General features: G+C 47.4%; 14 protein-coding genes and 1 pseudogene. 2 read left to right on the forward strand and 13 right to left on the reverse strand.

Features of this window, described 5'->3' with window-relative positions; genetic code table 11:
* Positions 1 to 12 precede the first annotated feature (12 nt).
* The 8 genes from mmsB to L5L94_RS00210 all read right to left on the reverse strand — a co-directional run bounded on the left by mmsB (position 13) and on the right by L5L94_RS00210 (position 8831).
* On the reverse strand, positions 13 to 915 hold the full coding sequence (mmsB, locus tag L5L94_RS00175; RefSeq protein WP_113938927.1) for a 3-hydroxyisobutyrate dehydrogenase: 903 nt from the start codon (positions 913 to 915) through the stop codon (positions 13 to 15).
* Positions 916 to 1049: 134 nt separating this feature from the next.
* On the reverse strand, positions 1050 to 2219 hold the full coding sequence (locus L5L94_RS00180) for an enoyl-CoA hydratase/isomerase family protein (RefSeq protein WP_263160630.1): 1170 nt from the start codon (positions 2217 to 2219) through the stop codon (positions 1050 to 1052).
* Positions 2219 to 2992: an enoyl-CoA hydratase gene (locus tag L5L94_RS00185; protein ID WP_263160631.1), complete on the reverse strand. Its 774-nt coding sequence runs from the start codon at positions 2990 to 2992 to the stop codon at positions 2219 to 2221. The genes L5L94_RS00180 and L5L94_RS00185 overlap by 1 nt, the downstream gene beginning before the upstream one ends.
* A gap of 59 nt (positions 2993 to 3051) precedes the next feature.
* On the reverse strand, positions 3052 to 4209 hold the full coding sequence (locus L5L94_RS00190; protein WP_263160633.1) for an acyl-CoA dehydrogenase family protein: 1158 nt from the start codon (positions 4207 to 4209) through the stop codon (positions 3052 to 3054).
* A gap of 88 nt (positions 4210 to 4297) precedes the next feature.
* Positions 4298 to 5797, reverse strand: a complete 1500-nt coding sequence (locus L5L94_RS00195) for a CoA-acylating methylmalonate-semialdehyde dehydrogenase (protein ID WP_173245778.1) — start codon at positions 5795 to 5797, stop codon at positions 4298 to 4300.
* A gap of 132 nt (positions 5798 to 5929) precedes the next feature.
* The gene (locus L5L94_RS00200) at positions 5930 to 7120 is read right to left on the reverse strand and encodes a thiolase family protein (protein ID WP_263160635.1); all 1191 of its coding nucleotides are present in this window, start codon (positions 7118 to 7120) and stop codon (positions 5930 to 5932) included.
* Positions 7121 to 7399: 279 nt separating this feature from the next.
* Positions 7400 to 8341: a homoserine O-acetyltransferase MetA gene (gene metA, locus L5L94_RS00205; RefSeq protein WP_028760567.1), complete on the reverse strand. Its 942-nt coding sequence runs from the start codon at positions 8339 to 8341 to the stop codon at positions 7400 to 7402.
* 70 nt (positions 8342 to 8411) lie between these two features.
* Positions 8412 to 8831: a YbaY family lipoprotein gene (locus tag L5L94_RS00210; RefSeq protein WP_173245790.1), complete on the reverse strand. Its 420-nt coding sequence runs from the start codon at positions 8829 to 8831 to the stop codon at positions 8412 to 8414.
* Positions 8832 to 8948: 117 nt separating this feature from the next.
* Between L5L94_RS00210 and L5L94_RS00215 the strand changes: the two genes are divergently transcribed.
* Positions 8949 to 9692, forward strand: a complete 744-nt coding sequence (locus tag L5L94_RS00215) for an SDR family NAD(P)-dependent oxidoreductase (RefSeq protein WP_263160637.1) — start codon at positions 8949 to 8951, stop codon at positions 9690 to 9692.
* A gap of 93 nt (positions 9693 to 9785) precedes the next feature.
* Here the strand turns inward: L5L94_RS00215 and ompW are convergent, their stop codons facing one another.
* Positions 9786 to 10430, reverse strand: a complete 645-nt coding sequence (gene ompW / locus L5L94_RS00220; RefSeq protein WP_263160639.1) for an outer membrane protein OmpW — start codon at positions 10428 to 10430, stop codon at positions 9786 to 9788.
* A 462-nt stretch (positions 10431 to 10892) separates the two neighbouring features.
* Here ompW and L5L94_RS00225 point away from each other — a divergent pair.
* Positions 10893 to 11075 (forward strand): annotated as a pseudogene (locus L5L94_RS00225) (hypothetical protein).
* Between the two features lie 97 nt (positions 11076 to 11172).
* Here the strand turns inward: L5L94_RS00225 and L5L94_RS00230 are convergent.
* The 4 genes from L5L94_RS00230 to L5L94_RS00245 form a co-directional block, all read right to left on the reverse strand.
* Positions 11173 to 11829, reverse strand: a complete 657-nt coding sequence (locus tag L5L94_RS00230) for a nucleotidyltransferase family protein (RefSeq protein ID WP_411569082.1) — start codon at positions 11827 to 11829, stop codon at positions 11173 to 11175.
* A gap of 76 nt (positions 11830 to 11905) precedes the next feature.
* Positions 11906 to 12196 (reverse strand): hypothetical protein, encoded by a 291-nt coding sequence (locus L5L94_RS00235; protein WP_263144908.1) that lies wholly within the window; start codon positions 12194 to 12196, stop codon positions 11906 to 11908.
* An 86-nt stretch (positions 12197 to 12282) separates the two neighbouring features.
* On the reverse strand, positions 12283 to 12933 hold the full coding sequence (gene maiA / locus L5L94_RS00240) for a maleylacetoacetate isomerase (protein ID WP_212600044.1): 651 nt from the start codon (positions 12931 to 12933) through the stop codon (positions 12283 to 12285).
* An 87-nt stretch (positions 12934 to 13020) separates the two neighbouring features.
* Positions 13021 to 14007, reverse strand: a complete 987-nt coding sequence (locus L5L94_RS00245; RefSeq protein WP_263160641.1) for a fumarylacetoacetate hydrolase family protein — start codon at positions 14005 to 14007, stop codon at positions 13021 to 13023.
* Between the last annotated feature and the right edge of the window lie 172 nt (positions 14008 to 14179).

Genomic DNA, 14179 nt, shown 5'->3' on the forward strand with positions numbered 1-14179 from the left:
TGTTATCTGTGTCTATTTTTTAAGTGGTGCAAATTGTTCAAATATACTGGAAAAATCTCGGCGACCATTGCCTTGTCTTGCATGATTAACATACAAGCTGCGGGCTAAAGCGCCCATTGGCGTGCTAGAGTTGCTCAATAATGCAGCTTCTTGTGACAGACCGAGATCTTTGACCATCAAATCTACCATAAAGCCACCCTGATAGCCCTTAGAAGAAGGCACTGTTTCCATCACGCCTGGGCAGGGATTGTACTTCTCTAGCGTCCAGTTTCCGCCACTGCTGACCTTCATAATGTCGGATAACACTTTGGGATCGAGACCATGATCGACGCCCATTTGCAGCGCTTCGGAAGTACCGACCATCAACACAGATAACAGCATGTTATTGCAGATTTTTGCGACTTGCCCCGCACCTGGACCGCCTGCGTGGAAGATATTCACACCCATAGCCTTAAGTACGGGCTGCGCACGTTCAAAAGCGTTATCCGAGCCACCACAAATAAAAGTTAAAGTACCCGCTGCCGCGCCTGCCGTGCCGCCAGAAACTGGTGCATCCATAAATTCGATGCCGCTTTTAGCCGCTTCGGCCGCCACTAATTGTGCGCTTTGTGCATCGATGGTTGAACAATCGATGAGCAAGGTATCACCCGCAACCACTTCAAGCAGACCTTTGTCTGTTCCATTGCCTAAATATAAACTTTTCACATGCTTGCCCGCAGGCAGCATAGTAATCACCACACTTGCGCCCGCTGCTGCGCCGCAGGCGGTACTTGATACTAAGGCGCCTTTTTCGGCCAATTGCTGCATAGCCTCGGGGACTAAATCAAAGACGCGAACCGTCATGCCTGCTTTTAATAAATTGGCCGCCATTGGGCCGCCCATATTACCTAAACCGATAAAGGCTACTGTACTCATGCCATCACTCCTGTGTTGTTCTTTTTAGTGTTGTGATAATGCTATCAAATTGATTATGCTGACTTTATCACAGAGTAAAGCGAGCTTGGCTAAGCAAATAAACACAGCGCTTAGCCAACTCGGCCCTTAAACGCTTAACTCAGTTGGTTAAAGGGATGCGCCTCGCCCCATGGGGAAGCCAATATTTGCTCAAGTACCGCTGTGGGTACTGAGTTAACATCCTTAAAACGCCATTGCGGTTTCTTGTCTTTATCAATCAAGAGTGCACGAACGCCTTCGCAGAAATCACCGTGGGCACACACGTTAACACTTGCGGTTAACTCCCATTTGAAACATTGAGCTAAGCTAAGCTTAGTCCCTAACTGCCCTTGGATATAGACCAAGTGCCAGCTGATAGGGCTACCCGCAAGGAAGGTGTCCCGCGCTTTCATTAACCACTTTTCTTCCGATACCAGAGTTGACATGCGTGCTGCAATATCCTGCAGACTGCCCGCCATAAGCCTGTCAATTATGTCTTGGCTTTCGGCTAATACACTGTCGCACTTAGGAATATCCACTTGATTAGACAGCTCGTTGATCATGCTATCTAAACGTTGATGATTAAGAGCTGGCGTATCACTCCAATCTAAGGTTGCCATGGCATCAAACATCAGCTCTTTGTCGTCGCGGTTCAGGTAATGATCCGCAAGGCCCACATAACAGGCATCGGCGGCATTGAGTTGATAGGCGGTCAATCCCAAAAACAATCCCATCTTGCCCTGCATACGATTAAGGAAATAACTGCCACCCACATCAGGATACAGGCCGATAGTCACCTCTGGCATAGCGATACGCGAGGTTTCGGTAACGACTCTGTGGCTTGCGCCCGCCATCAAACCGAGACCGCCGCCCATGACAATGCCATCGCCCCACACCAACACAGGTTTGCCAAAGGTATGCAGTAGATAATCGAGGCGATATTCCTCTTCGAAGAAAACCTTTGCTTCCTCAGTCACTTGTCCATTAGTGGCAATGGAAGCATGGTATAAAGCGCGCACATCACCCCCGGCACAAAATGCCTTCTCACCGCTGCCATCTAATACGATGCAAGCGATAAGGGGATCTTTCTTCCACAGATTAAGCTGCGCCGTCATAGCGCGCACCATGCCTAAATCTAAGGCGTTGAGGGCTTTTTCCACATTGAGTGTGACTACTCCAACCAATTTGCCAGAAGCTGTGGCTAAGGTTTGAAACACCACATTTTGTGTGGTCGTGACCTGATTTGCGACATGCTCGACCACGTCATTATCTACTACATTCGTCATTAGCGGTTTCTCCACTCAGCTTTACGTTTCCCTAAAAACGCATTCACGCCTTCGGCCTGATCTTCAGTATCAAATAATCCGACAAATAACTCACGCTCAATCGGTAACGCTTGGCTACGCGCCATAGTGCGCCCCGCTTGAATAAGCGTCTTACACGCTGTCACGCTGCTTGGGCTTTGATTCGCCACTTTGACGGCTAAGGCGATTGCCGCATTAAGCGCTTCGCCAGTATCGACCACTTCTTCCACTAAACGTAGATTCAATGCCTGAGTCGCATCGATACGCTCGCCGCATAAAATCATCCGTTTAGCCCACCCTTCACCGACTAATGCAGTCAGATTTTGAGTGCCACCCGCGCAGGGTAATAAACCGACCGTCGCTTCGGGCAATGCCATCACAGCTTGAATTTCGGCGATACGAATATCGCAGGCCAACGCGACTTCTAAGCCGCCGCCCATGGCATAGCCGTTAATCGCGGCAATCGACACACCACGGAATTGGCTTAAGGTTTCAAAAGCTTCACCAAAATGCTTTGCCATCGTTGCCGCTTTGCCTTTGTCACCATCGCTAAACAGTTTTAAATCGGCACCAGCGGAGAAGAACTTTTGCCCTTGGCCCGTTAACACTAAGGCGTAAATCTCTTTATTGGCATTTAGCTCAAGCACTTTGGCTTTAAGCGCCTGCAAACTCTCGGCGGTCCAAGTGTTGGCTGGCGGATTGTTCATGGTCAGAATCGCCGTGTGGCCTTCGATACGTTCAACTAAATATTCCATCTTTATAGACTCCTTTTCAGTTATCGCCGACCTGTAAGTCACGCATATTGCGCGTTGACTTACAGGATTTGTCCTGCATTTTCATCGAGTAAACGACGGGCGATAATTAAGCGCATAATTTCGTTAGTGCCTTCTAAAATCTGATGCACACGCACATCACGGAAATGACGTTCCAGCGGGTACTCCCTTATATAACCATATCCACCATGAATTTGCAGCGCCGCATCGCAGACTTGAAACCCCACATCAGTGGCAAAACGTTTCGCCATGGCGCAATAAGCCGTGGCTTCAGGATCGCCGCTGTCGAGTTTAAAGGCCGCAAGGCGCACCATTTGGCGGGCTGCGACTAATTCTGTCGCCATATCGGCAAGCTTAAATTGCAGCGCTTGGAAAGCCGCTAAAGGTTTACCAAATTGCTGACGCTCATTCATATATTGAGTTGCGCGCTCTAAAGCCGACTGCGCCGTACCCACAGAACAGGTAGCGATATTGATGCGACCGCCATCTAAGCCTTTCATCGCGAACGCAAAACCTTGGCCTTCTTCACCGAGCAAATTCGCTACTGGCACGCGCACGTTTTCAAAGGTGATTTGACGGGTCGGCTGTGCATTCCAGCCCATTTTATCTTCGGCTTTACCGTAGATAACACCAGCGGCATCCGCCGGAATGGCAATGGCCGAAATTCCCTTAGGCCCAGCTTGACCTGTACGGCACATCACGACTAAAAGCTCAGTGGCGCCCGCACCTGAGATAAACATTTTCGAACCTGAAATCACATATTCATCGCCGTCGCGCACCGCTTTGGTTTGCAAAGATGCAGCGTCCGAACCCGCGCCCGGCTCAGTTAAGCAATATGACGCTAACATCTGCCCTGTGGTTAACGGCTCAGACCAAGTCTGACGCAGGGTTTCAGTGCCCCAAGTCGTCACCATCCAAGTGGCCATATTGTGAATGGTCAGCATGGCCGTGGTCGCGGTGCAGCCCTTGGCGAGTTCTTCAAAAATAATCGAGGCATCGAGGCGCGATAGGCCCATGCCGCCTTCAGATTCTGGCGAATAGAGTGAGCAAAAACCCAGCTCGCCGGCTTTTTGGATCACGTCTTTGGGGAAATGATGTTCTTCATCCCACTTAGCCGCAAAAGGGGCTAACTCATCTGCGGCAAATTGGCGCGCCAGATCGGCAAACTGGCGTTGGTCATCGTTGAAATTAAAATCCATCTGGCTCTCCTATGACTCTGTGGTCACTTCTTTATTGAATAAATTGGGCGCCGTAAAGACGCCGTGGTTTATCGATTAATCACCGAGCTTAACGTAGGTTAATGCTCATATTTGGCGTAGAAGCTACGGCGATATCGGACTCAAACCAGCGGGAAGTGATGGTTTTAGTCTCGGTATAAAAACGCACCGCTTGCTTACCGTAGGCATGTTGGTCGCCGTAGAAACTGCCCTTCCAACCCGTGAATGAGAAGAATGGCAATGGCACAGGAATAGGCACGTTAATGCCGACTTGGCCGACTTCTATTTCATGTTGATATTTACGGGCCGCGGCGCCGCTAGCGGTAAAGATAGATGTGCCGTTGCCATAAGGGCTAGCGTTGACTAATTCGATGGCGGCTTCTAAGGAGTCTGATTCCATACAACACAGTACAGGGCCAAAGATTTCTTCCTTGTAGATGCTCATCTCAGTGGTGACTTTATCGAACATGGTTGGGCCAATCCAATTACCGGATTCATAACCTTCCACGGTAAAATCGCTACCATCGAGTAAACACTCGGCGCCTTCGGCTTTACCTTGGGCGATAAGTTTAAGCACCCGCGCCTTAGCGGCTGGGCTGATAACCGGACCATAACCCGCTTCTTTGTCGTCCCATAAACCTGGGCGAACTTTGGCTAAGGCTTCTTTTAATTCTGGGATCCACTCTTTAGCGGCACCAACAAACACGGCAACCGAAATCGCCATACAACGCTGACCCGCCGCGCCCACAGAAGCGCCGACTAAGTTGTTGATCACTTGCTGTTTGTTTGCATCAGGCATAATCACGCAGTGGTTTTTCGCGCCCGCAAAGGCTTGCACGCGTTTTAAGTTATCGGTACCCGTTTTATAAATATATTGACCCACAGCCACAGAACCGACGAAAGAAATGGCTTTAATCGCAGGGTCTGCCAGCAGGATATCTACGGCGGTTTTATCGCCATGCACTAATTGCAATACGCCCTTAGGTGCGCCCGCCTCAACAAACAGCTCAACCAGACGCTGCGGCGTCATAGGATCTTGTTCTGAAGGCTTTAAAATGAAAGTGTTACCGCAGGCAATCGACAGTGGGAACATCCATAACGGGATCATCGCAGGGAAGTTAAATGGCGTAATACCGGCACACACTCCGAGCGGTTGAGTGTAGCTGTAAGTATCGATTGAACGCGCGACGTTCTCGACGGTTTCGCCCATCAATAATGACGCCACATTACAAGCATGTTCAGCGACTTCGATACCGCGCCATACATCGCCCTTGGCATCTTCGAAGGTTTTACCGGTTTCCTTGGCAAGAATGGTCGCCAGTTCGTCGTGATGTTCTTTTAGCAGATGTTGATAACGCAACATAACGCGTGCACGTTCAGACACTGGCACTTCTTTCCAGGTTTTAAAGGCCACTTTGGCGCTGGCAATCGCAGCGTGAACTTCTTCGCTAGTGGCAGCATTAATCACAGCAATCGGCGAGTTATTCGCGGGATTGGTGACAATAATCTGTGATGTGCCCGTACCTTGGATAAACTCGCCGTCAATGTAATGTTTTACTTGTGTGGTCATGTTGCAATCCTTTCCTTGTAGAGTGATGGGCTGGCGGTGCGATATTATGATTATCCTCAAGGGAAGTGATTGCCCTTGCCAGCCCCGTCTTGTTGATTTAACTAAAACCTGATTTGACAAAAACCTTTGCGATTAGACCTCAATCGCCATCGCTGTTGCTTCACCACCGCCGATACACAGCGAGGCAACACCGCGTTTAAGGCCGCGGGCTTTTAATGCATGGATTAAGGTCACCAGCAAACGAGAACCCGAGCAACCAATAGGATGACCTAAAGCGCAGGCGCCGCCATTGACGTTAACTTTAGCCACATCTAAACCCAGTTCAGACACGGCAAGCATAGTCACCATGGCGAAGGCTTCGTTGATTTCGAATAAATCGACTTCATCCGTTGACCAACCCACATTGGCAAGTAATTTCGCCATAGCGCCGACAGGTGCAGTGGTAAAGAGTGAAGGCTCTTGGGCGTGGGTCGTGTGGCATTTAATGGTGGCTAATACTGTTAAGCCTAAACGCTCAGCTTCGCCGCGAGAGGTCAGCATCAATGCCGCTGCGCCATCGGAAATAGAGCTAGAGTTAGCCGCTGTGATAGTGCCATCTTTGGTAAAGGCTGGTCGCAGCGTAGGAATTTTTTCAGGGCGGGCATTACCGGGTTGCTCGTCGGTGTCGATAGTCACATCACCGCGACGATCACTGACTGTGACAGGCGTGATTTCGGCCTTAAAGGCGCCCGAGTTAATCGCGGCATTGGCTTTTTCGAGCGAACTTAGCGCAAAGGCGTCCATCTGCTCGCGGGTGATACCAAATTCATCGGCGGTTTTCTGGGCAAACGTTCCCATGGCGCCGCCAGTATAAGCATCCTCAAGACCATCTAAAAACATATGATCGAGCACTTTGCCGTGGCCCATGCGCATGCCGCCGCGAGCTTTATCCAAAAGATACGGCGCTTGGCTCATACTTTCCATACCGCCAGCGATCACGACTTTTGCACTGCCCGCTTTAATCAAATCGTGGGCTAACATTACCGTCTTCATGCCTGAGCCACAGACTTTGTTCACTGTGGTCGCACCAACGGATAAGGGTAATCCCGCACCTAAAGTGGCTTGACGTGCAGGCGCTTGACCTAAACCAGCGGGTAATACGCAGCCCATCAAGACTTCATCAACATGCTCACCCGCTAATTGAGTCTCCGCCAACAAGCCCTTAATGGCTGTCGCGGCTAAAGTCGGTGATGCAACAGATGACAAACTGCCTTGAAAACCACCCATAGGGGTGCGTTTAGCGGCAACAATAACAATATCTTGATTTAACGGTTCAGTACTCATGCAGGCTCCAACCCAAATTGACCACAAGGCCTAGTGCTAACCTTGGGACGTTTAATAAAATCGACAATAAAACCACTCTGACGTTTACGCGAACGTAAAGCAAGTATTCCTTGGTCTAATGTGTCGATTTTATCGGGTAAAAATTGTCAGTAAGGATTTACAGCGAGGCAGGGATTAAGCGCAGTCAAGCGTGGACAACAGAATCGAAGGGAGAGATAAATTAAGAGCTTTTGGGTATCAGCTTAGGTCACATCCATGTGACCACATCACCATAAAAGGCTAGCGCGATTCCCACGGCGTCATCGCCGTCATATCACTTAAGTCATAAGGCGTTAACTGGTAAACGTAATAATTGAGCCAATTACTGACCAACAAACTACCGTGGCTGTGCCAGCGGGCAATGGCTTCGGCTTCTGGATTATTATTTCGATAATAGTTTTGTGGCACATTTGGCGTTAAGCCTTGGGCTAAATCCCTATGGTATTCATCGTTTAAGGTCGATTTTTGATATTCAGGGTGCCCCATTACAAACAAGTTACGGTTATTGCGACTTAATACTAAATAGGCCCCGGCCTCATCGGACTGCGCTAACACTTGCAACTGCGGGTGTTGTCTAATTTCTTCCACATCCATCTCGGCAAAACGCGAATGGGGTGCAAAGAACTCATCATCAAAACCACGTAACAGTGGGAAATGCTGACAAGTGCGCCTATGTACAAATACGCCAGAACGCTTCTGTTGCAATATTTTTCGATTTAAACCATAGAGATGATACAAGCCCGCATGAGCTGCCCAGCATAAAAACAACACTGAGGTGACATGCTCTTGGGACCAGTCGATGATTTCACGGATATGATCCCAATAAACCACATCTTCGAAATCGATTTGCCCAAGCGGCGCGCCTGTGATGATAAGACCGTCATAATTTTTATGGCGCACAGCTTCAAAGTCACGGTAAAAAGTATTCATGTGGTCGATGGAAGTATGCTTGGACTCTTTGTCGTGAATGCGCAGTAAATCCACATCGACTTGTAAAGGCGTGTTGCCCAGTAAGCGCAATAACTGGGTTTCAGTCTCGATTTTGTTCGGCATCAAGTTCAAAATCAGCACCTTCATCGGCCTGATATCTTGATTCGCCGCCCGCGTCTCGGACATAACGAAAATATTTTCTGACTCTAACACCCCTGCTGCGGGCAGATGATCTGGAATTCTAACCGGCATACCGCGCCTCTTCTGTTCGTAAATACTAACGGATTCGGCGCGTATGTCAGCTCACTTCTGAGCGAGCTAACTAGCCACCGACTTTCTCTAGCAGTATCGTCATTGGCTCAGTGGAATTGAGATCAATATGATAGGCTTGAGTATTAATAAACAATAACTTATCACCCAACATAATCCGGGCACCTATGGCATAAGTGTGACCGGGTTGGAACTGATCGCTACCAATCGCAAAACTGAATGGCGCCGGTGTCGCAGCACCTTGTTGCACGCGCTCCGCCATCACTATGGCTGGCACATCCATTTTTGAGACATCAAGCAGTTGCACTATGACCTTAGCATCGGCAGGTAAGGCTATCCGTTCGCGATATAAGGTCTCGCCTTTTATCTCAACGATAGCATTCGGTGTCGCACAACCCGATAACACCCCCATTACGGCCATTAATGCTAAGGCTGTTAATCTCAACGCGCTTAAACGCAACCATTTGTTCATTTTGTTTCTCCTAATCATACATAAAGACTTCTAGATGTCCACACGCCCAAGCTATAAATCTTGTCTTGGTGAACATAACTTTCTATCATAAGCCACCATTTCGTTGCCGAAAAATCTATGACCCAAGCAACTGCAATCATTGTGGGAGCTAGCTCACAATTAAGTCGTGAACTTGCAAAGCAATTGGCAGATCAACATGTTGAATTAGTCTTATTCGCCCAAGATCCAGAATCACTGCGCGATTTTGCCTTATCCTTGCCAACAAAAGTACAAGTTTTTGCACTTCAAATTGAACAACCTCAAGCCATCATCAATCAACTTGAATCAGTCTGGCAAACTCTTGGCGGCGCGCACTTAGTCTTAGTCAATACTGGCCTCAATAGCTATGACCCCGAGTTGCCTTGGCTACCGGAGCAAGACATTATCGATGTCAATGTGCGAGGTTTTGCTGCCATCTGCAATACGGCATTTAGACTATTTCGCGAGCAAGGTTATGGACAACTGGCGGCAATCAACTCGATTGCGGGCCTACGCGGCGGGCCGAGTGTGGCCTATCACGCCTCAAAAGCCTTTGGGCAGAATTACCTTGAGGGCTTAAGTATGCATGCTCAGCGCCTTAAGCTACCGATTACGATTACCGATATCCAACTTGGTTTGCTCGATAAAGCCGCTATGCAGCAAAGTGCGATGTGGCTTGCACCATTGCCACAAGTCGCAGCACAAATCATCAAGGCAATGAAACAAGGCAAACGCCGCGTCTATGTGACCAAACGCTGGCGCCTCGTCGCTTGGCTCACCGTATTATTACCCGAATTTATCTATAACACTCGCCACTGGAAAGCTAAAAAGCCAAAGCGCTAAATCGGCTTAGCCAAAGTAGAAAATATTACGATAAAAAGTGCAGAAACGAAAAAGGAGCCTAAGGCTCCTTTTTACGCTTATCTAATCAGTGGATTAGAAAGTGTAACCCACGCTGACCATATAAACCCATGGGTTGATATCAGTGTCGATAACTACAGTGTCGCCCGCTAATTTAAACTTCACGTCACTGCTAATTTGCGCGTACCACACTGAAGCGTTCACTAACCAGTTTTTGTTAACTTGATAATCAACACCTGCTTGTGCCGCTAAGCCCCACGAAGTGCTCATGCTCAAGTCAGTTAACGCACCATTTAAATCGTTGGTGAACTCATTGTCGAAGAAATTAGTATAGTTAACACCGACACCCACGTATGGACGTAATTTAGACTGCGCATCACCAAAGTAGTACTGCGCTACTAAAGTGGGTGGCAAATGTTTAGTTTCGGCAATCTTAGTGCCACCCAAAGAAACATCGTGGCTAAAAGGTGTGGCAGCTAATAACTCAACCCCAAAGTTATCTGTCAGCATGTAGCCAAAGTTTAAACCCACTTGAGTGTTATTGCTGATTTGGAACTCGCCGTTACCCGCAACATCATCACTTGATTCATTTGGCGCAACAACTACAGCACCCGCACGAACGATAATGTCACCCGCTTGGTGAGCCGATACAGAGGCAGAAAAACCAGCAGCTAAAAGGGTGGCAGCGACCAGTGTAGAAACAGTGTTTTTATTCATCATCATACTCCATATGTACAACATAGGTTTTTGTTTTGTATTACATCCTTAACAATTGACGCCTACACTGCCAGAGATATGCGGCTAATTTATTGATCCAAATCAAAGTGAGTGAGCAATACTCACTTATAGGTACTACACATGGGAGCTGAATCACGAAATTCAAACATTTATTGATAATACCCCTTTGTTTTCTGTGAGCTAAGTGTTGTATTAGCCATCACTAATGACTACCGCAAGTGGTAGTGACCAATAACACCATAAACATTTTAGTAACAATAAAAAGCACTTAACTAAGAGGTTATTTGAACATTAAGTTCAAATTATTGAGACGAGTTAAATGATACCAATCACATTAAATATCTAATCAGTTCAGATCCTCACAGGCATCTCAATCCAAGGCGCATTGACGCAAAAATGGTTATTCCCTTTTAAGTCAATGCCACACCGAAGTGGGATGCCTGTGTGGCTCCCGAAGGGTGGGTTTCAACGCGCTTTATACTGCGTTTAAGGCTTTCGACAGAGCACCACTATGCCTTCAAGCCTTAGCCTTGTCTAAAGCGCGTTGAACTCCCGCTGAATGAACAGATATTTAATACGATTGGTATTAGGATAAAAACAAAAAATGGACAAATAAAAACGGCTTGAGGATGATACCTATCATGTTAGATAACTAGATTGCATGGAATGATAGTGTGAGGCGGTTAAGTCAGTTTTAGACTGAACGAATAAGAAAGTGAGAAGATTAGCTTGAGTAGCAACACGTAAGCAAAGGATAGCGAGTTAGCCACCCCTTAGTCGCAACTCTGTGATGAAACACGGGTAATGATCGCTTTGGATTGGCGCTCAATTTGAGGGCAAACAGGGAGTTCAGCCCAAAGGGAATCACCAGCTCAATACCGTAATGTGTGGAATGATGATCAGTCTCTGCATCTACCTGAGTATCTGTCTCAACATGAGATTTTAAACCCACCCCAACCGCGGTTTCTAACTCTGGCCAATGAGCCATAGCATCAATACAAGATGTGTAAGCCATGTCTTGATTGCGACTATGCATGCGCGCCTGATTCTTAACCGACCAAGGTAACTCAGGGGCAAGCTGATGAAGATAGGTTTCAATCGCCAGATCCCGCTCAGGGCTAATATCTAAAGGGCAAAAATAGATCAGATCGATATCGTTCAGTGGACTCAACTCAAATTCGTGCAAGCGATCCCAGACTAAATTACGGACAAATCCCGCCGCCAGACACCACTGCGGCATTGAGTGTACTTTGGCGCATTGAAGCACGAGTTCAAGCGCCCTCACCCGCTCACAGTCTTGAGCTATCCATTCGAGTAATTGATGCTCTAGCGCTGCTTCCCTCATTGCATCATTCATAACATTATTCGTAGCAACACTCATGACATTACCCCTAGCACCACTCATAGCAGTATCGCCCGCTTCAATATCAGATAAAAACACGGGAAAGACATTAAGCTTACTCCACTTCGCCATCGGTTTCTGAGCACTTTACGACCTCATGACAGAGCAGAGAAACGAGACTATAAATAGGTGCCATCACCGCAACACAAATCCAAAAACCATGTACATCTTTGTCTAGCAGATTAACGCTAACAATATAGATAGGCACGAACAGGACCATCCATTTTATTATATTGAATTTGTACAGTATCGGCTTATCACAATGACAGCAGCGTCCTTCCTTAATCGGCACTTCCTTAGCGCCGAGTTTACCTTTGCAATACGGACATTTTTTACTGAAAAGCATTTAAACTCCATCGCTGAGATTAGACTTGTAAAGCAAGCCTCATCATCCATTCTTTCTATTCGTAAAAACCGTATCCACGCAATTCGTTACACCGCATCCGCTTGGCGCTCTGGCGCAGCATTGGCAAAGGCTTCAAGCTGATTACACTCAGCCCACACGCGCATGATATTGGGATAAGGCGTTAAATCCACATTAAAACGCTGGGCGTTATACACCTGCGGTACTAAACACAAATCAGCTAATGTCACTGCATTTCCAAAGCAATAACGACCGCTATGCCGTGTTAACAAGGTTTCTAAGGCCGTAAAACCACTTGCGACCCAATGGTGATACCAAGTATTTTTGGCGGTGTCATCAGCACCTAAGGTTTGCGTTAAATATTGCAATACCCGCAAGTTGTTTAATGGATGGATCTCACAGGCGACCGTAAGTGCCATAGCGCGCACGTGGGCACGTTCAAGAGCCGATGCAGGCAATAATGGCGACTGTGGATGTATCTCATCAAGATATTCGATAATCGCTAAAGATTGCGACAAGGCATCCACATCCAGCTCATCATCCACCACTAAGGTTGGCACTAACTCTAAAGGATTAAGTGCAATGTAGGCCGCTTTATGTTGCTCGCCGCCATCACGCACGAGATGCACTGAAAACTGTTCGGCTGAAATCCCCTTGAGATTAAGGGCAATACGAACCCGATAGGCTGCACTGGAACGCCAATAACCGTAAAGTTTCATATTTTCATGTCCTTATAAAAGTCAGTATAAAAACGGGGCAATTAAGCCCCGTTAGTTTGAGTCGGTGTCGCCCTTTAAAGGAAAGCCTTAGGCTTTGTATTCAACCACTTTTTGATCGATAGAACCAAAAATGGTTACATCATTATCATCGAGCATTTCGATACGCACTGTGTCACCAAAACGCATAAATGGCGTAGTGGCTTTGCCTTCGGCAATCACTTCTAACATACGTTTTTCCGCTAAACAGCTCGAACCTGCGCTACGGTCATAGTTAGAAATAGTACCAGAGCCAATAATCGCGCCTGCGCCCAATGGACGGGTTTTTGCAACATGCGAAACTAACTGACTGAAATTGAAGGTCATATCAACGCCTGCATTCGGACGACCAAATAATTCACCATTCAAATAGGTGATCAGCGGTAAATGCACTTTCGAATCTTCCCAACGGACACCCAATTCATCCGGTGTCACAGCCACAGGCGAAAAACTGCTCGATGGTTTAGATTGGAAAAAACCAAAGCCTTTCGCCAACTCACCAGGGATCAAGTTACGCAATGACACATCGTTAACTAGCATCAACAATTTAATGTGCTTAGCTGCATTGTCAGTGCTCACGCCCATAGGCACATCATCGGTAATAACCGCAATTTCAGATTCGAAATCGATACCCCAGTCTTCATTCGCCAATGGGATATCCGCTTTAGGGGCAATAAAGCTGTCTGAGCCACCTTGATAAAACAACGGATCTGTCCAAAAGGTTTCTGGCATTTCTGCGCCACGGGCTTTACGGACTAACTCAACGTGATTCACATAAGCGCTACCATCGGCCCATTGGTAAGCACGCGGTAATGGCGACAAGCACTTAGCTTCGTCGAACGCTTGCGCGTTATCTAACATGCCTTCATTTAACGCATCGTACAATTCTTGCAATTGCGGTCTCAGTAAATCCCAACCATCGAGTAATTGCTGCATAGTGTGGGCAATGGCAGGAACGGCAACCGTTTTAGTGAGATCGCGGCTGACTAACATCAACTGACCATCACGACGACCATTGTTATAACTTGCAAGTTTCATATTGGCTCCAGTGCTCTTCGGCTAGGTGTACAATTTTATTGTGCTGGAAAACGCGCGTCGTCACCCAGCTTATATTCGGCGATTTAAATCGGACTTTTTGACTCATTAAGGGCATACACGTTACGCAGTCCGCGCCAACGAGGCGTGCTCTGTTACTTGCTTTAACGTATTT

The sequence above is a fragment of the Shewanella sp. SM21 genome, assembly GCF_025654335.1.
In the GTDB taxonomy this organism is placed as follows: Bacteria; Pseudomonadota; Gammaproteobacteria; order Enterobacterales; family Shewanellaceae; genus Shewanella; species Shewanella oncorhynchi.